Source organism: Kitasatospora sp. NPDC023118 (assembly GCF_055560875.1).
This window is the reverse complement of the sequence record NZ_JBVHHW010000002.1, coordinates 360,211-377,737: the sequence shown is the minus strand read 5'-3', so window position 1 is coordinate 377,737 and position 17,527 is coordinate 360,211. Positions and strand designations below refer to the sequence as shown.

The following is a 17,527-nucleotide window of genomic DNA, read 5'->3' as shown; positions in this document are numbered from 1 at the left end:
CCCACGTTCGGCCCGCTGAAAAAACCTTTCGCCCGAGCTGTAACGCGCGTAAGGGTGAACCAGGTCATCCAGATGTCGGGGGAGGACGAGGGAGGGGACCGGGCGCTATGAATCCGGACGGCCAGGAGAAGAAGGCCGCGACGGATCCGCGCTGGCAGCGGCGCTGCGGGACAGCCCACCGCTGCCGGGGGTGCGCCGTCCGTCCCGCCGGGCCCTGACCGGCGGTCAGCTCGTCCGGTTGCGCTCCCACACCAGGCGCAGGCCGATCAGGGTCAGCCAGGGCTCGTGCACGTCGATGGTGGTGGCCTCGCCGAGGACCAGGGGAGCGAGGCCGCCGGTGGCGATCACCTGGACGTCGTCCGGGTCCTTGGCCAGCTCCCGGGCCATCCGCTCGACCAGTCCGTCGACCTGCCCGGCGAAGCCGTAGAGGATGCCGGACTGCATGCCCTCGACGGTGTTCTTGCCGATCACGTTGCGCGGGCGGGCCAGCTCGATCTTGCGCAGCTGGGCGCCCCGGACGCCGAGCGCCTCGACCGAGATCTCGATGCCGGGGGCGATCGCCCCGCCGACGTAGTCGCCGCGGGCGTTGACGGCGTCGAAGGTGGTCGCGGTGCCGAAGTCGACCACGATGCACGGGCCGCCGTACAGGTGGTTGGCGGCCAGCGCGTTGACGATCCGGTCCGCGCCGACCTCCTTCGGGTTGTCCATCAGGACGTGCACCCCGGTCTTCACGCCGGGCTCCACGATCACCGCGGGGACGTCGCCGTAGTAACGGCGGGTCACCTCGCGGAGCTCGTGGAGCACGGCGGGAACGGAGGAGCAGATCGCCAGGCCCTCCACCGCGGCCTCCCGGGCCGCGGTGTGGTTGCCCATCAACCCCTGCAGCAGCACCGCCAGTTCATCGGCCGTGCGGCGCGGATCGGTGGAGATCCGCCAGTGTTCCACCACGTCCTCGCCGTCGAACAGGCCGAGTGTGGTCTGGGTGTTGCCGACGTCGATGGTGAGGAGCATGGGGCGCTTTCTGCGAGTCGGGACAGGGTCGGGGCAGGGGCTGCTCTCGACCTGACGGTCAGGCGCGCAGGTCCAGGCCGATGTCCAGGATCGGCGAGGAGTGGGTCAGCGCGCCCACGGCCAGGTAGTCGACACCAGTCTGGGCGACCTCGCGCGCGCTGGCCAGGGTCAGTCCGCCGGAGGCCTCCAGCTTCGCCCGGCCGGCCACCAGCGTGACGGCCTCCTTCAGCTGCTCGACGGTGAAGTTGTCCAGCAGGATCAGGTCCGCACCGGCCTCCAGCACCGGCGGGATCTGCTCCAGGGCGTCCACCTCGACCTCGACCGGCAGCTCCGGGTACGCGGCCCGGACGGCCCGGAAGGCCTCGGCCACGCCGCCGGCGGCGACCACGTGGTTGTCCTTCACCAGGGCGGCGTCCGAGAGCGCCATCCGGTGGTTGGCGCCGCCGCCGCAGCGCACCGCGAACTTCTCCAGCGCGCGCAGGCCCGGGGTGGTCTTGCGGGTGTCCCGGACCACCGCGCCGGTGCCCTCCAGGGCGTCCACCCAGGCCCGGGTCGCGGTGGCGATGCCGGACAGGTGGCAGAGCAGGTTGAGCGCGCTGCGCTCGGCGGTCAGCAGGTCGCGGGTACGGGAGCGGACCGACAGCAGCACCTGGCCGGCCTCGACCCGGTCGCCGTCCTGGACGTGCCGCTCGACCTCGAACTCCTCCTCGCAGATCAGCGAGACGACCGCCTCGGCGACCCGCAGACCGGCCACCACACCGGCCTGGCGGGCGGTGAAGTCGGCGGTCGCGACCGCGTCGGCGGGCACGGTGGCCACCGAGGTGACGTCCTCGCCGCCGGCCAGGTCCTCGGCCAGCGCCAGGGTGGCGATGTCCTCGACCTCGATCGGGTCCAGCCCGGCCTGCTCCAGCAGCTCGGCCAGCTGCGGGTCCAGGCCGGTCTCGTAGCCCTCGCCGTCCCCGCAGGCGCAGCCGTCGCCGCAGCCGCCGGCCTGGTCGGCCAGGGGGAGTTCCTCGTGGGAGTGGGTCATGGTTCTACTGCTCCTCAGGGGTGCTGACGGGGTCGCCGGAGGCGGTCAGGGTGGTGATCAGGTGGCGCCGCCAGTGGGCGTCGTCGCGCTCGGGGAAGTCCTCGCGCCAGTGGCAGCCGCGGGTCTCCTCGCGCTGCGCGGCGGCCGCGACCAGGGCGGTGGCGACCAGCAGCAGGTTGGCGGCCTCCCAGGTCTCCACCCGGGGGTCGGCCGGCTTCTCCTCGGCCATGTGCGCGTGGGCCTGCTCGGCGAGCAGGGCCAGTCCGGCCGCGGTGTCGGCCATCGAGGCGGCCGAGCGCAGGATCCCCGCGCCCCGCGACATCAGCCGCTGGATCTCGGCCCGGGCCTCGGAGCCCGGCAGCGGCACCGGGTGCGCGGCCCGCGCCGCGGCGACGTCCACCGTGCGCTCGGGCAGCTCGCCGGCCGCGTGCAGCTCCGCCAGGTCGGCGGCGATCCGCTCGGCGAAGACCAGGCCCTCCAGCAGCGAGTTGGAGGCCAGCCGGTTGGCGCCGTGCACTCCGGTGCAGGCGACCTCGCCGCAGGCGTACAGGCCGGGGACGCTGGTGCGGCCGTGCCGGTCGGTGCGGATGCCGCCGGAGGCGAAGTGCGCGGCCGGGGCGATCGGGATCGGCTCGGTGACCGGGTCGATGCCGTTGGCGCGGCAGAAGGCGAGGATGGTGGGGAAGCGGTGCTCCCACATCTCGGCGCCGAAGTGCCGCCCGTCCAGGTACATGTGCTCGGCGCCCTGTTCCTGCATGCGCCGGGTGATGGCCTTGGCGACGATGTCGCGGGGGGCCAGCTCGGCCAGCTCGTGCTGCCCGACCATGAAGCGGACGCCGTCCGCGTCCACCAGGTGGGCGCCCTCGCCGCGGACGGCCTCGGAGACCAGCGGCTGCTGGCCCTCGGCCTCCGGGCCGAGCCAGAGCACGGTGGGGTGGAACTGGACGAACTCCAGGTCGGTGACGGCGGCGCCGGCCCGCAGGGCCAGTGCCACGCCGTCGCCGGTGGAGACCGCCGGGTTGGTGGTGGCGGAGAAGACCTGGCCCATGCCGCCGGTGGCGAGCACCACCGCGCGGGCCCGGACGGCGCCGACGCCGTCGCGCTGGCCCTCGCCCATCACGTGCAGGGTCAGCCCGGCGGCGTGGCCCTCGGCGTCGGTCAGCAGGTCGAGGACGAGCGCGTGCTCGATCAGCTCGATGTCCGGGTCGGTGCGGACGGCGGCGACCAGGGCGCGCGATATCTCGGCGCCGGTCGCGTCCCCGCCCGCGTGGACGATCCGGCGGCGGTGGTGGCCGCCCTCGCGGGTCAGCAGGATCTCGCCGTCCTCGCCCCGGTCGAACAGGGCGCCGGTGGAGATCAGTCGGCGGACGGCGTCCGGGCCCTCGGTGACCAGGGTGCGGACGGCCTCCTCGTCGCAGACGCCGGCGCCGGCCACCAGGGTGTCGTCCAGGTGCTGCTCGGGGGTGTCCCCCTCGCCCAGGGCGGCCGCGACGCCGCCCTGGGCCCAGCGGGTCGAGCCCTCGTCCAGCACGGCTTTGGTGACCACCAGGGCCCGCAGGCCGGCCTTGCGGACGTTGAGGGCGACGGTGAGACCGGCCACCCCGGAGCCGACCACGACCACGTCGGTGGTGGTGGTCCACCCGGGGGTCGGGGCGGTGAGGCGATGCGTGACGGACATGGCTCAGTGGCTCCTTCAGCGCGTGGCCGCGGCGGCCGCGCCGTCGCCACCGTACGCCTGGTCGCCGCGGAGCAGTCCGGTGCCCTCCTGGGCCTCGGCGGGGTCGCCGCCCAGGCCGGTGATCCGGTTCCGCTCGTCCACGAAGACGATCTTCGGCTCGTAGCCCTTGGCCTCGGCCGTGTCCATCTGCCCGTAGGCGATGAGTATGACCAGGTCGCCGGGGTGGACCAGGCGGGCGGCGGCGCCGTTGATGCCGATCACGCCGGTGCCGCGCGGGCCGGCGATCGTGTACGTCTCCAGCCGGGCGCCGTTGTTGATGTCGACGATGTGGACCAGCTCGCCGGGGAGCAGGTCGGCGGCGTCGAGCAGGTCCTCGTCCACCGTGACGGAGCCGACGTAGTGCAGGTCGGCCTGGGTCACGGTGGCCCGGTGGATCTTGGACTTGAGCATGGTGCGGAGCATGGGGTCACGCCTCCAGTGAGTGCATGCCTGAGAAGGGATCTTGCTACCGGTGTTCAGCGAACGATGATGCGAACGTTGTCGATCAGGCGGGTCGAGCCCACCTTCGCGGCGACGGCCAGCACCGCCTCGCCCTGGAAGTCGTCCGCCGCCTCGGTGAAGTCGTGCGGGTCGATCAGGGCGAGGTAGTCAAGGGTGACACCCTCGGCGCCGTCCAGGACGGCCGAGGCGGCCTCGCGCACGGCCTTCGGGCCCTGCGCGGCGACGTCACGGCCGGCGAACAGGGCCTTGGAGAGGGCGAGGGCGCGGGTGCGCTCCTCCTCGGAGAGGTAGCGGTTGCGCGAGGACAGCGCCAGGCCGTCCTCCTCGCGGACGGTCGGCACGCCGACGATCTCGACGTCGAAGTCCAGGTCGGCGACCATCCGCTGGACGACCGCGAGCTGCTGGGCGTCCTTCTCGCCGAAGAAGGCGAAGTCCGGGTCGGTGATGTGCAGCAGCTTGGCGACCACGGTCAGCACGCCGTCGAAGTGGCCGGGCCGGGTGGCGCCCTCGAAGCGCTCGCCCATCGGGCCGGCCGCCAGGCGCACCTGCGGCTCGCCGTTCGGGTAGACCTCCTCGACGGAGGGCGCGAAGACCACGTCGGCGCCGTTGTCCTCGGCCAGCCGCACGTCGTCGTCGAGGGTGCGCGGGTAGCGCTCCAGGTCCTCGGACGGGCCGAACTGCAGCGGGTTGACGAAGACCGTCACCGCGACCCGGCCCTCCCGGCCGACCTGCTTGCGGGCGGCCCGGATCAGCGCGGCGTGGCCCTCGTGCAGGGCGCCCATGGTCATCACGACGGCGTTGTCCACCGGCTGCTCGTCCGGCCAGAACGCGGCCTCGAAGTCGTCCACGGTGCGGGTGACGACGGCCCGGTGGACCTTCGGCGTCCGCTGGGGCTTGCTTCGCTGGGCCTTGCCCGCCATTCCTGCGCTCCTTCGATCATTCGGCTGCGCGCTGTGCCGCCGTCTTGTTGCGCTCCGTCCCGTGCGGTAACGCGCCGGGCAGGGCTTGTCCGTCATGAGGCCGCTTCGGCGGCCGGGTGAGAAGCCCCGGCTCAGGCCGGGGAGGAGTCACCTGGCTTCTCCTCGTTGAGGATGTCGAGAAGCGCGGCCGCAGTGTCGGTCGAGAGAGTCCCGTTGGCCACCGCCCGCTGGGCGGTGGCGCGGGCCATTGCACGATACGCCGCCGGGATGTCCGGGGACACCGTACTGAGCTGCGCCAGATGGCGCCGCACGGTGCCCGCGTCGCCCCGGGCGACCGGGCCGGTGAGGGCCGCGTCGCCGGAGCGCAGGCTGTTGTCCAGGGCCGCGCCGAGCAGCGGGCCGAGCATCCGGCCGGGCTCGGCGACGCCGGCCGTGCGCAGCAGCTCCATCGCCTGGGCGACCAGGGTGACCAGGTGGTTCGCGCCGTGCGCGAGGGCGGTGTGGTAGAGCGGTCGGACCTCCTCGGGCACCCACTCGGGCTCCCCGCCCATCTCCACCACCAGCGCCTCGGCGACCGGCCGCAGCTCCTCGGGGGCGGTCACGCCGAACGGGCAGCCGGCCAGCCGGGCCAGGTCGACGGAGGTGCCGGTGAAGGTCATCGCCGGGTGCAGGGCCAGCGGCAGCGCCCCGGCCCGGGTGGCGGGCTCCAGGATGCCGACGCCGTGCGCGCCGGAGGTGTGCACCAGCAGCTGGCCGGGGCGGACGGCGCCGGTGGCGGCGAGGCCGGCCACCAGGTCGGCCAGCGCGTCGTCCGGGACGGTCAGCAGGACCAGGTCGGCGGCGGCCATGACCTGCGGCGGGGTGACGATCCGCACGCCCGGCAGCAGCGCGTCCGCGCGGCGGCGGGAGGCGGCGGAGACCCCGGAGGCGGCGACCACGGTGTGCCCGGCGAGCTGCAGCGCGGCGCCCAGCGCGGGGCCGACCCGGCCGGTGCCGACCACGCCGACGGCCAGGCGGGCCGGTCGGTTGCCGGGGTCGCTCGGGTCGCCGAAGTCGGCGAAGTCGGACGAACTCATGCGCCCACCTCGCTGCGCTCGGCGGTCGCTTCGCGAAACGCGCACCTCTTGACGGTTCGCTCGCTGCGCTCGCTCATGCGCCCACCTCGCTGCGCTCGGCGGTCGCTTCGCGAAACGCGCACCTCTTGACGGTTCGCTCGCTGCGCTCGCTCACGGCCCACCCTTGTCCTGAATGACCGTTCCAGTCCTCAACGGGTACCGGACGTACCGCCCCAGTGTACGGGCGCGTCAGTCCGCCGCCCCGGCCCGGATCAGTCCGGCCTCGTAGGCCAGCACCACGGCCTGGACCCGGTCGCGCAGCCCGAGCTTGGCCAGGATCCGGCCGACGTGGGTCTTCACGGTGGCCTCGGAGAGCACCAGCCGGGCCGCGATCTCGCCGTTCGACAGACCCTGGGCGACCAGCAGGAACACCTCCCGCTCGCGCTCGGTCAGCGGGCCGAGGACGTCCGAGCCGGGCGCGCTCTGCGGGGTGGGCAGCACCTCGGCGAAGCGGTCGATCATCCGGCGGGTGGTGGTCGGGGCGACCACCGCGTCACCGCCGTGCACCGCGCGGATCGCGGCCACCAGCTCGGTCGGCGGGACGTCCTTGAGTAGGAAGCCGCTGGCCCCGGCCTTGAGCGCGGCGAAGGCGTACTCGTCCAGGTCGAAGGTGGTGAGGATGAGCACGTGCGGGGCGTTCGGCAGCGGGCTGCCGTCCTCGGCCAGGCAGATCCGGCGGGTCGCCTGCACCCCGTCCAGGCGCGGCATCCGCACGTCCATCAGGATCACGTCCACCGGCGTGTGCCGCAGCAGCTCCACGGCCTGCGCGCCGTCGCCGGCCTCGGCGGCGATCTCGATGTCGCCCTGGGACTGGAGGATCATCCGGAAGCCGGTGCGCAGCAGCTCCTGGTCGTCGACGAGCATCACGCGGATGGTCAAGATGGCTCCTAAAGGGGGCGGGGGGTCATTGTGCGGCCTTGAGCGGGAGGATGGCGCGGATCCGGAAGCCGCCGCCGGGACGGGGGCCCACGTCGAGGCTGCCGCTGACCATGCCGACCCGCTCGCGCATGCCGATCAGGCCGTGGCCCAGACCGTCCGTTCCGCCGGCGGCCAGCTGTTCGTCGGTGCTGCCGCGCCCGTCGTCCTCCACCAGGACGGCCAGCTCGCGTTCGCCGAAGTCGACCGCGACCCGGGCGTGCACGTCGGGGCCGCCGTGCTTGCGGACGTTGGTCAGCGCCTCCTGGACGATCCGGTAGACCGTCAGCTCGACGCCGCGCGGCAGTTCGCGCGGGTGCCCGGAGGTCGCGTAGTCCACCTGCAGCCCGGCCGTACGGACCTGTTCCAGCAGCTCCGGCAGCTCCTCGACGCCCGGCTGGGGGACGTACTCCTCGGCGGTGTCGGCGGTGCGCAGCACGCCCAGCAGGCGGCGCATCTCGACCAGCGCCTGCCGTCCGGTGGAGGCGATCGTGCCGAGCGCCTCCTTCGCCTGCTGGGGGGAGTTGTCGAGGACGTACGCGGCGCCGTCGGCCTGGACGATCATCACCGAGACGTTGTGCGCCACCACGTCGTGCAGTTCGCGGGCGATCCGGGCGCGCTCGGCGGCGACCGCCACCTTGGCCTGGGCGTCCCGCTCGCGCTCCAGGCGGGACGCGCGGTCCTCCAGCTCGGTCAGGTAGGCGCGGCGCACCCGGGTCAGCCGGCCCCAGGCCCAGCAGAGGATGAACGGGGTGCTCATCAGCACCATGATCACCACTGCTTCGCCGAGGTTGTACGGGCGGGAGTGAGCCTCGCCGGCCTGCACCGTCGTCTTCATCGGGTTCATCTGCCAGAACACCAGCGGCCCGGCGGACAGTCCGGCGGCCAGGGCCAGCCGGGAGGTCCACTTCTGGCCGAAGGCGGCGCCGGTGTAGGCGAAGACCAGGTAGGCGATGGCGGAGGCGCCCGGTTCGACGTCGGCGATCACCTGGGCGAGGGCGACGCCGGTGGCGGCGGCGACGGTGACGTCGGGGAAGCGTCGGCGGAAGACCATCAGCAGCGGCAGCAGCACCGCGACCAGGAGCCCGGCGTCGAGGCGCCAGCTGCTGTCGAACTCGTTGTTCGGCAGCAGACCGAGGAAGAGCACGATCGACGCCCAGGCGGCGTCGACCACCATGGGGTGACGGCGGAGCCAGGCGTTGAGTCGATGCACGTCTCAAGCCTAGGCAGTCGCGCGGCGTGCCCAGGTCCGCCGGTAGGGCGATCCGTCCTACTCCGTAGGTCGGAGAAGCCCCTTCTCCGGTTGGGAGGTGCTCCCGGAGGCCCGGTAGCGTCCCGCCCCATGACTTGGATGCGGTGGGCGCCCGCCATGGAACAGGCCCTGTACGACCCGGACGGCGGCTTCTACCGCAGGCCGGAGGGCCCGGCCGGGCACTTCCGTACCTCGGTGCACGCCTCGCCGAGGTTCGCCCGTGCGGTGGCCCGGCTGCTGCTGGAGGTTGACGAGGCCCTCGGTCGTCCGGAGGAGCTGGCCCTGGTCGACGTCGGGGCCGGGCGGGGGGAACTGCTGACCGGTGTGCTGGCCGAGCTGCCCGGCGAGGTGCTGGCGCGGCTGCGCCCGTACGGCGTGGAGCTCGCGGAGCGCCCGGCCGGGCTGCCGTCCACAGCCCTGTGGACGGACGCGCTGCCGCGCGGCCTGACCGGGCTGCTGTTCGCCAACGAGTGGCTGGACAACGTGCCGCTGGACGCCGGGGAGGTGGACGGGGACGGCGTGCTGCGCTACCGGGAGGTGGACACCGCCACCGGCGAGGAGCGCCTCGGCGAGCCGGTCTCGGCGGCGGACGCGGCCTGGGCCGAGCACTGGTGGCCGGTCGCCGAGCCCGGCGCGGTGGTGGAGTTCGGCGGCCCCCGGGACGCCGCCTGGGCGCGGGCCGTGGCCGGGCTGGAGCGCGGACTGGCCGTCGCCGTGGACTACGGGCACACCGCCGGTCGGCGGCCGCCGTTCGGGACGTACACCGGTTTCCGGGACGGCCGGGAGGTCGCCCCGGTGCCGGACGGCTCCTGCGACATCACCGCGCACGTCGCGCTGGACTCGATCGCGGTGCCCGGTCTCCACAGCCTGTGGACAACCCAGCGCGAGGCCCTGCGCGCGCTCGGGGTGAGCGGCGAACGCCCCCCGCTCGCGCTGGCCTCCACCGACCCGGCGGGCTACCTGCGGGCGCTGAGCGATGCGGGGGAGGGGGCCGAGCTGACCGACCCGGGCGGGCTGGGCGGCTTCGGATGGGTCTTGCAGACCGTCCACATGCCGCCCCTTGACATCTTTGAGAGGGCGGCGAGCTTGGAGCCGGCGCCGGGATGGCAGACTCTGGGTTCATGAGGGAGACCACGGTCGGCATCGGGGCGGGAGCCGAGAACTTCACCGGCGAGGCGGGCACCACCGACATGGTGCTCAACATCGGCCCGCAGCACCCGGCCACGCACGGCGTGCTGCGGCTGCGCCTGCTGCTCGACGGCGAGCGCATCGTCACCGCCGAGCCGGTGATCGGCTACATGCACCGGGGCGCGGAGAAGCTGTTCGAGGCCCGTGACTACCGGCAGATCATCATGCTGGCCAACCGGCACGACTGGCTCTCCGCCTTCTCCAACGAACTCGGCGTCGTCCTCGGCGTCGAGCGGATGCTCGGCATGGAGGTCCCCGAGCGGGCGGTGTGGATCCGCACCCTGCTGGCCGAGCTCAACCGGGTGCTCAACCACCTGATGTTCCTCGGCTCCTACCCGCTGGAGCTGGGCGGGATCACCCCGATCTTCCACTCCTTCCACGGCCGCGAGGACCTCCAGCACGTGCTGGAGGAGGCCTCCGGCGGCCGGATGCACTACATGTTCAACCGGGTCGGCGGCCTCAAGGAGGACCTCCCGGCCGGCTGGCTCGGCCGGGTCCGCACCGCCGTCGCCACTGTCCGCTCCCAGATGCCGGTCTTCGAGGACCTCGTCCTCGGCAACGAGATCTTCCGCGCCCGCACCGCCGGCGTCGGCGTCCTCACCCGGGCGCAGGCCGAGGCCTACGGCGTCAGCGGCCCGATCGCCCGGGCCAGCGGCCTCGACTTCGACCTGCGCCGCGACGAGCCCTACCTCGCGTACGGCTCCGAGGAGCTGCGGCAGGTGCTCACCGTGGTCACCCGCGAGGAGGGCGACTGCCTGGCCCGCTTCGAGTGCCTGCTGGAGCAGACCCTCAACGCGCTGGACCTCGCCGACGCCTGCCTCGACAAGCTCGCCACCCTGCCGCCCGGCCCGGTCAACCAGCGGCTGCCCAAGGTGCTCAAGGCACCCGAGGGCAGCACCTACGCGTGGACCGAGAACCCGCTCGGGATCAACGGCTACTACCTGGTCTCGCGCGGCGACAAGACGCCGTGGCGGCTCAAGCTGCGCTCGGCGTCCTTCAACAACATCCAGGCGCTGACCGAGCTGCTGCCCGGCACGCTGGTGGCGGACATGGTGGCGATCCTCGGGTCGATGTTCTTCGTGGTCGGCGACATCGACAAGTAGGCGGTACCGACGAGCAGGTCAGCTCCTCCTGGCCTTCTTGCCGGGGTCGGCCGGGTGCGGGGCCACCTTGCGGTCGCCCTTGGTGGCGATCCGCTCCTCGCACAGCCGGGCCAGCACCTCGTAGCCGGCCCGGCCCATCAGCTCGGTGAGCTCGGGGCGGTAGCTGACGTACACCGGCTCCGCGCCCTGGTGCGCCGCCGGGGCCCCGGTGCACCACCAGTGCAGGTCGTGGCCGCCCGGGCCCCAGCCGCGGCGGTCGTACTCGCCGATCGAGACCTGGAGGTAGCGGGTGTCGTCGGGGCGGTCGATCCAGTCGTAGGTACGGCGGATCGGCAGCTGCCAGCAGACGTCCGGCTTGGTCTCCAGCGGCTCGCGGCCCTCCTTGAGGGCCAGCGCGTGCAGGGCGCAGCCGGCGCCGCCCGCGAAGTCGGGGCTGTTCACGAAGATGCAGGCGCCGTTGACCCGGCGGGTCTGCCGGTCGCCGTCCTCGTCCAGCATGGTGATGCCGCCGTCGGACCTGATCCGGCCCTTGGCGTCGGTGCCCTCGGCGAAGTTCTCCCACAGCTCGGGGGTCAGCCGCGCCGCGTGCCCCAGGACGCGCTTCTCGTCGTCCTCGTCCGAGTAGTGCGCGCCCAGCGTGCAGCAGCCGTCCGACTCGCCGCGGCCCTCGCGGATGCCGTGGCAGCCCTGGCCGAAGACGCAGGACCAGCGGGAGGTCAGCCAGGTGAGGTCGCAGCGGAAGACCTGCTCCTCGTCGGCGGGGTCGGCGAACTCGACCCAGGCGCGCGGGAAGTCGAGCGGGACCTCGTCGCGCGGGATCTCGCGGCGCAGGGTCGGCATCGCGAGGTCGACGGGGGCGGGGGAGGCCGAGGGCTTCGCCTTGGCCTTCTTCTTGGACGTTTCTGCTGGTGCCACCCGGCAAGGGTAGAGCTTCGCGGGGGCGTACGGGCCGGTGGCCGCGCCCCGGGCGGCGTGAAGGCGGGGTGAAGAGGTCCGGCGGTCGGTACGGGGCGGACGGGAGCGTGCCTAGGATGGCGGCCGGTCCGCTACGGGGAGGTACGGGATGGCAGGCGGCAGCACCGGGACGTCCGACGGCGGCAGCGCCGGGTTCGTCATCAAGCCGTGGGAACTGCGCGGCGAGGGGCGGGAGTTCGAGAGGATCGGGCGCGAGCTGCGCAAGGCCGTCGGCGCCCTGGAGAAGGGCCTCGCCGCGCTCGGCGCGCCCTGGGGCGCGGACAAGCCGGGCAGCGCCTTCGCCGCCGTGTACGGCCCGGCGCACGGTGAACTCCTCGGCGGGCTCAAGGGGTTGGCCGGCGGGGTGGGCCGGGTCGGGGTCGGACTGCGCGCGATGGCCGAGCGGACCACCGACACCGACACCTCGACGGCGGACGGCTTCGGGGCGAAAGCCGACCCCGGGGCGTACCCGTCCGGGTCGGGGGTGTCACCTGCGGTGTACTCGGTTGCCGGGTCGGCAACCCCGGGGGCGGCGCCGGTCGTCCCCAAGGACATGTCGGTCTGAGCGGCCCGGCTCGAAGGGGGAGATGCGCGTGTCCCGGAAACTGCCCGAGGAACTGGTCCCGCTGCTGGCCAGGACCGGCCAGCCCTGGCCGCAGGCCGACGAGGAGGCGCTGCGCAAGGCGGCCGCGCTCTGGCGGGAGTTCGGCTCCGAGGCCGACCGGCTCACCCGCCGCTGCGGGGAGTCCGTCCAGCGGGTGACCTCCGACAACTCCGGCCACGCCGTCGAGTCCTTCACCGCGTACTGGCGGACCTTCAGCGGCGGCGGCAAGGGCCACCTGGACGACGCCCACACCGCGGTCGGGCTGGTCGGCACCGCCTTCGACACCGCCGCGCGGGCCGTGGACAGCTGCAAGGCCGAGATCATCGCCACCCTGCGGAACCTGGCCGCCGAACTCAAGCAGGCCCAGGAGCAGGCCGCCGAGGTCCAGCGGACCGCGGCCACGGTCGCCACGGCGGCGAAGACCGACGCCGGTACCGGGCGGACCGGGGTGTTCGGCGGCCTGCGGAAGGCCGTCACCGGCGTCGCGGACGGCGTGCGAACCGCCGCCACCACCCAGGTCGCCGCGGGCGTCGAGGACGTCGCGGTCGAGGCGGCCGGGCTGAAGATCGCCGGGCTGCTCGCCGAACTCGGCCGCAGCATGCAGGACGCCCTGTCCACCGCGCTCAAGGAGCCCGCCGCCGTCGCCCTGCTGCGACTCGGCACCACCGCGGGGACCGGGATCACCTCCGCCTCCTACCGCACCAAGGGCGGCTTCGACCCGCGCGCCGCCGGACTGCCCGCCGCACTCGGCGAGCCAGGGGTCCTCGGGGCGGACGGCACCGGGCTGGTCCTGCTCCCCGGCAAGGACGGCAAGCCCGTGGTCGGCGTGCCCGGGCTCAGCGTCGAGCTCGACGCCCACGGGCAGCCCGTCCTCGGCGCGGACGGCAAGCCCGTCGTCCTGCGCTCCGACGGCACCCCGGTCACCGACGCCGCCGGGCTGCTCGTGGTCACCGGGCCGGACGGCAAACCGGTGGTCGGGGTGGCGGACCTGGCCGTCCAGCGGGACGAGCACGGGAAGCCGGTGCTCACCGACGAGGCGGGCAGGCGACTGCACGGGCTGGCGCTGGCGGACCTGACGGATCCTCGGGCCGTGACGGGGGACCCGGGGACCGACCCCACGGCTGATCCGAAGCTCGGTCCGAAGGCCGATCCGAAGGCCTCGGGGCCGGTGACGGTGTCGGCCGTGGTGCCGGTGGTGGATCCGACGGTGGTGCCGTCGGTGGCGTCCTCCGTGTCCGCGGTGTCCTCCGTGGCTCCGTCCGAGGCCGCCGATCCCGTGGTCGCCGCCGCCCCGGCCTCGGGCTCCTCGTACGGCGGGTCGCACCGGGCCGCGGTGGCCGCCGTCTCCTCCGCTTCCCCGTCTTCCTCCTCTTCCTCCTCCGACTGGGCGCCGCCCGCGCGGGACGACGGTCCGGTGGTACGGTCCGCGCCCTCGCACCAGGGCGGCGGGTCGGTCGCGGCGGGCTGGTCGGACGGGGACTACCCGCTCCAGGCTCCCGCGCACGGCGGCGGTGGGGGTGGCGGTGGCAGCGCGCCGGTGACCGTGCGGACGGACTCGGTGAGCGCGCCGCCCGCACCCTCCGTCCCGCCGACCGTCCCGCCGTCCAGCGGCGGTCCCGGGTACGGCCCGACGCCGGACTCGCCCGCGCCCGCCCGGCACGTCGGGGCGGTCGGGGTGGCCGGGCCGTTCGGGACGCCGGCGTACGCGGGCGGCTACCCGATGGCCGGCCCGGTCGGGCCCGTCGGGCCCGGGCCGCTCGCGGCCGGCGTCGGGGGATCCCCCGTGCACATGGCGGCCCCCTTCGGCAGCGGCGTCGGGACGGGGGCGCCCGGAGGCGTCGTCGGCGGGGCGCCCGTGGCCGGCGCCCCGGCGGCGGGAGCGCCCGCGGCCGGCTCCCCCGGCCTCGTCGAGCCCCGGCCGGGCGTGCCCCGCACTCCGGTGGGGGCCGCGCCGCACCCGGTCGCCGCGCCCGGTCCGGTCGCCGCGCCGCCGCCCCCGGCCGAGCCGCCGGTCGTCGGCACCACCCCGGTCATCGGCCGGCCCGAACCGCACCACGCCGACGGCCGCCGCCGGGACACCGCCGCGGCCCTCGCCGACCCGACCCTGGCCTGGGGCGCCGTCCCCGTCGCCACCGCCCATGCGATGGCGCTCCAACTCGCCCTGCGCGCCCGGCGCGGCCCGCTCGCCGACGACCCCGAGCTCCGGCCGCGCACCATCGCGGACAGCCGCCCGTACGGCCTGCCCGGCGGGCTCGGGCCGGTCGACCCCCAGCACCAGGCCGAACTCGAACGCCGGATCCCCCGCGACGAGGACGACCTGCCCGCCCGCCACCCCGACCCGGCCGTCGGCGCCTGGACGGAGGCCGTCAACGCCGGCGGCTACCGCGAACCCGGCCGGGCCAACAACAGCCTGGAGATCGCCCTCTCCGCCGTCGACACCTACACCGGCCGCCCCACCTGCGCCGCCCCGCGCATCCCCACCGAGGGCGACGCCGGCGAACGCGGCGGCCGCGACCGCGCCGAACGCGAACTCGGCGCCCCCTTCCGCGACCTCGGCGACGGCGGCCGGGCCTTCACCCGCCTCGCCGACGAACTCCGCCGCGCCGGCCACGGAGCCCAGGCCGTCCTCCTCACCCTCGACGCCTACGGCCGCCCCCACGCCTGGAACGCCGTCAACCACCGGGACACCGTCACCTACCTCGACCACCAACTCGCCCGCCACAGCCCCACCCCCCTCCACCCCGCCACCCAAGGCCTCTGGGCCATCGCCCTCACCCCCGAAGGCCGCCCCCTCGACCTGGCTGCCGTTTGAGTTCTCCCCCACCGCGCGGTCGGGCCGCGCCACTCAGGCCCGACCGCGGGGCCGGCGTCTCCTTCAGCGGGGATCGCGTCCAGGTCCTCCACGGAAACCTGGGCGCCCACGACGCCCGGTAGGGGATGCCGTGGGCGCGGGGCTGGATGATGGTGGGATTCGGGTTCGATGACGGGGGTGACGGGGGTGGCTGGGTGATCTCGCGGGCGCAGGCGGTGGAGGCGGGGCATCGGTGGATCAACGGGGATCTGCCGCACGGGGCCGGGGTGGTGCGGCGGGTGTGTGCGCACGAGTTCGAGCTCGGGTGGGTGGTGTGGGCGGAGCCGGCGCGGGTGGAGGTGGACCCGCGGACGGGGGAGCGGCGGGCGCCGGAGGAGGTGGGGGCCGCGTGTGCCGTGGTGGACCGTGAGAGCGGGCGGTTCACGGTGTGGCCGTCGGTTCCGGTGGACGAAGTGGTGGGGCTCTACCGGGACTTCGTGGGGGCGGGCGGGTACGACCCGACCCTGCCGCCGGCGACCGGCCGGGGTGCCCGGGCCGAGCTGACGTACCGGGACGCCGCCGGCGAGACCCGTTCGCTGGCGCTGCGGTCCGCCGCCGGCCTGCCGCATCCGGCGTTGCGCGGCTGGTGGTGGCTGCGTGAGCAGGGGGTGGCGGCGGAGGACGTGCTGGCGGTGCGGACCGACCTGCGGCCGAGCGCGCTGCCCGGCGGCTACTGGGCGTACGCACTGGCGGCCGAACTCCCGCACCTGCGGCTGGACTTCGACCTTCCGTACGGCCCGCGCTCCGACCACCGGGCCGCCGCGGTACGGGAGTTGCCCGCGCCGCCGCAGGGGCCGGCCCGCAACCGGGTGCCGTTCCCGCGTGCCGTCCAGCCGCTGCCGCCGGAGCCGGACCGGGAGTTGGCGCGACGGCTCGCCGAACGGTTCGGCCCGGCGGGCGTGCGGCGTTTCGACCCGGCGGACGTGGCGCGGGTCGAGCTGCCCGGGGAAGCGGCCGCACTGCTGCTGGCGGTGGGGGTGCCGGTGGCCGTCGAAGGCTTCTTCGTGCTGCACCACCCGGGGCTGGAGGCGATCGGGGACGGCTCCCGTCCGGCCACCGTGCTCCCGCCGCTCGCCGCGCACCTGGCGGCGCTCGGCGGCGGCACCCGGGCGGCCGAGCGCGAGCGCCTCGCGTCCGCGGGGCAGCTGGTGCTGGGCTCGGACGGCTGGGCGGTCATCACCCTCGACGCCGAGCGGGGCACCGTCCGGGCGGTCGACCCCGACTACGGGACCGCCCGGCACTGCAACGCCGACCTGCGGTCCTTCGTCCGCTGCCTGGAGTTGTTCGCCGGCTGGTGGCCGGCTCTGCGCGGGCTCGACCCGGCCGCCGCGGGCGAGGCGGTGGACGTCCTGCAGCGGGCGCTGGTGGAACTGGACGGTACGGTCTACGACGATCCGGAGAACTGGTGGGCCGTCGTGGTGGAGCAGTTGTGGGACGGCCTGCTCTGATCAACCGAAGCAGCAGCTGGAGCGCCGAGCCGTGACCGCCTCGCCCCGCACCGCCCGGACGGCCGTCCTCGCCGCCCTCGCGGTCCTGGCCACCGGGTGCGCCGCCGGCGGCCCCGCGCTGCGGGCCCGGTCGGCCGCGGCGGCGCCGGTGTGCGAGTCCCCGGTGGTGATCGGGCACCGGGGTGCGCCGCGCAACGCGCCGGAGAACACCATGGCCTCCTTCGAGGCCGCCCTCGGCCAGGGCGCCGACTGGTTGGAGACCGACGTCCAGACCACCCGGGACGGCGTCCCGGTGCTGATGCACGACCCCTCCGTGGACCGCACCACCAACGGCAAGGGCGTCGTCGCGGACCTGACCGCCGCCCAGGTCGCCGCCCTACGGGTGACCGTCGGCCCCGGCCCGGCCCAGCCCGTCCCGACCCTGGAGGAACTGCTCAAGCGCCTCTCCGGCAGCCGCGCCACGCTGCTGATGGAGATCAAGTGGCAGCGCCCCGAGGCCGTCGCCCGGATCGCCCGGCTCGCGGGCGGCAGCGACGCGCACGTCGTCCTCTACTCCTTCTCCGCCGACCACCTGCGCCGGGCCCACGCCGTCGCGCCGGCCCTGCCGGTGGTGCTGATCCAGAGCGGCGGGATCGCCGATGATCCGGGCGACCTCAAGCTGGACGGCATCGCCCTGGACACGGGCCTCGCCAGCGCCGCCCGGATCGCCGCCGAGCGCAAGGCCGGGCGCGAGGTGTACGTGTGGACGCTGGACGACGAGGAGTCCTGGCAGTTGATGGCCGCTCGGGACGCCGACGGCCTGATCACCGACATCCCGGGCCCGGCCCGCCGCTGGGTGGACACCAACTGCCGCACCGGGCATCGGGCCGGACCGCGCGGGCACTGAGCCGCACGGACACGGAGCCGCACGGACACTGAGTCACGCGGACACTGAGCCGCACGGACAGCGATCGCACC

The 17,527-nt window shown here is 74.7% G+C and carries 15 protein-coding genes; 6 read left to right on the top strand and 9 right to left on the bottom strand.

From position 1 onward, the window contains the following. Positions 1-225: 225 nt before the first annotated feature. The 8 genes from ACZ3UD_RS04195 to ACZ3UD_RS04160 form a co-directional block, all read right to left on the bottom strand. A complete protein-coding gene (locus tag ACZ3UD_RS04195) occupies positions 226-1,011 on the bottom strand; it encodes a type III pantothenate kinase (RefSeq protein ID WP_465581971.1) in 786 nt (261 codons plus the stop codon). A 58-nt stretch (positions 1,012-1,069) separates the two neighbouring features. Next, positions 1,070-2,041 (bottom strand): carboxylating nicotinate-nucleotide diphosphorylase, encoded by a 972-nt coding sequence (gene nadC / locus ACZ3UD_RS04190; RefSeq protein ID WP_465581969.1) that lies wholly within the window; start codon positions 2,039-2,041, stop codon positions 1,070-1,072. A gap of 4 nt (positions 2,042-2,045) precedes the next feature. Next, positions 2,046-3,719, bottom strand: a complete 1,674-nt coding sequence (locus ACZ3UD_RS04185; RefSeq protein WP_465581967.1) for an L-aspartate oxidase — start codon at positions 3,717-3,719, stop codon at positions 2,046-2,048. 15 nt (positions 3,720-3,734) lie between these two features. Next, positions 3,735-4,181 (bottom strand): aspartate 1-decarboxylase, encoded by a 447-nt coding sequence (gene panD / locus ACZ3UD_RS04180; protein WP_465581965.1) that lies wholly within the window; start codon positions 4,179-4,181, stop codon positions 3,735-3,737. 53 nt (positions 4,182-4,234) lie between these two features. Beyond that, positions 4,235-5,140, bottom strand: coding sequence for a pantoate--beta-alanine ligase (gene panC, locus ACZ3UD_RS04175; RefSeq protein WP_465581963.1), 906 nt, complete (start codon positions 5,138-5,140; stop codon positions 4,235-4,237). A 131-nt stretch (positions 5,141-5,271) separates the two neighbouring features. Beyond that, entirely contained in the window at positions 5,272-6,216 is a 945-nt protein-coding gene (locus ACZ3UD_RS04170; RefSeq protein WP_465581961.1) for a Rossmann-like and DUF2520 domain-containing protein, read from the bottom strand. A gap of 228 nt (positions 6,217-6,444) precedes the next feature. Then, positions 6,445-7,134: a response regulator gene (locus ACZ3UD_RS04165; protein WP_465581959.1), complete on the bottom strand. Its 690-nt coding sequence runs from the start codon at positions 7,132-7,134 to the stop codon at positions 6,445-6,447. Positions 7,135-7,159: 25 nt separating this feature from the next. Then, entirely contained in the window at positions 7,160-8,383 is a 1,224-nt protein-coding gene (locus ACZ3UD_RS04160) for a sensor histidine kinase (protein WP_465581957.1), read from the bottom strand. A gap of 129 nt (positions 8,384-8,512) precedes the next feature. On the opposite strand from ACZ3UD_RS04160, the gene ACZ3UD_RS04155 reads away from it, so the two are divergent. Continuing rightward, positions 8,513-9,547 (top strand): SAM-dependent methyltransferase, encoded by a 1,035-nt coding sequence (locus tag ACZ3UD_RS04155; protein ID WP_465581955.1) that lies wholly within the window; start codon positions 8,513-8,515, stop codon positions 9,545-9,547. Next, entirely contained in the window at positions 9,544-10,713 is a 1,170-nt protein-coding gene (locus tag ACZ3UD_RS04150) for an NADH-quinone oxidoreductase subunit D (protein ID WP_465581953.1), read from the top strand. Before ACZ3UD_RS04155 ends, ACZ3UD_RS04150 begins: the two co-directional genes overlap by 4 nt. An 18-nt stretch (positions 10,714-10,731) precedes the next feature. Here the strand turns inward: ACZ3UD_RS04150 and ACZ3UD_RS04145 are convergent, their stop codons facing one another. Further along, entirely contained in the window at positions 10,732-11,628 is an 897-nt protein-coding gene (locus ACZ3UD_RS04145; protein WP_465581950.1) for a DUF3109 family protein, read from the bottom strand. A gap of 148 nt (positions 11,629-11,776) precedes the next feature. Here ACZ3UD_RS04145 and ACZ3UD_RS04140 point away from each other — a divergent pair, with 148 nt between their 5' ends. From ACZ3UD_RS04140 to ACZ3UD_RS04125, 4 genes are all read left to right on the top strand, one after another. Then, complete coding sequence (locus tag ACZ3UD_RS04140; protein ID WP_465581948.1) at positions 11,777-12,232, top strand: hypothetical protein; 456 nt, start codon at positions 11,777-11,779, stop codon at positions 12,230-12,232. A 28-nt stretch (positions 12,233-12,260) separates the two neighbouring features. Continuing rightward, on the top strand, positions 12,261-15,083 hold the full coding sequence (locus tag ACZ3UD_RS04135) for a toxin glutamine deamidase domain-containing protein (protein ID WP_465581946.1): 2,823 nt from the start codon (positions 12,261-12,263) through the stop codon (positions 15,081-15,083). A gap of 194 nt (positions 15,084-15,277) precedes the next feature. Next, the gene (locus ACZ3UD_RS04130) at positions 15,278-16,570 is read left to right on the top strand and encodes an SUKH-4 family immunity protein (RefSeq protein ID WP_465581944.1); all 1,293 of its coding nucleotides are present in this window, start codon (positions 15,278-15,280) and stop codon (positions 16,568-16,570) included. Positions 16,571-16,601: 31 nt separating this feature from the next. Then, the gene (locus ACZ3UD_RS04125) at positions 16,602-17,456 is read left to right on the top strand and encodes a glycerophosphodiester phosphodiesterase (protein ID WP_465581942.1); all 855 of its coding nucleotides are present in this window, start codon (positions 16,602-16,604) and stop codon (positions 17,454-17,456) included. Positions 17,457-17,527 lie beyond the last annotated feature (71 nt).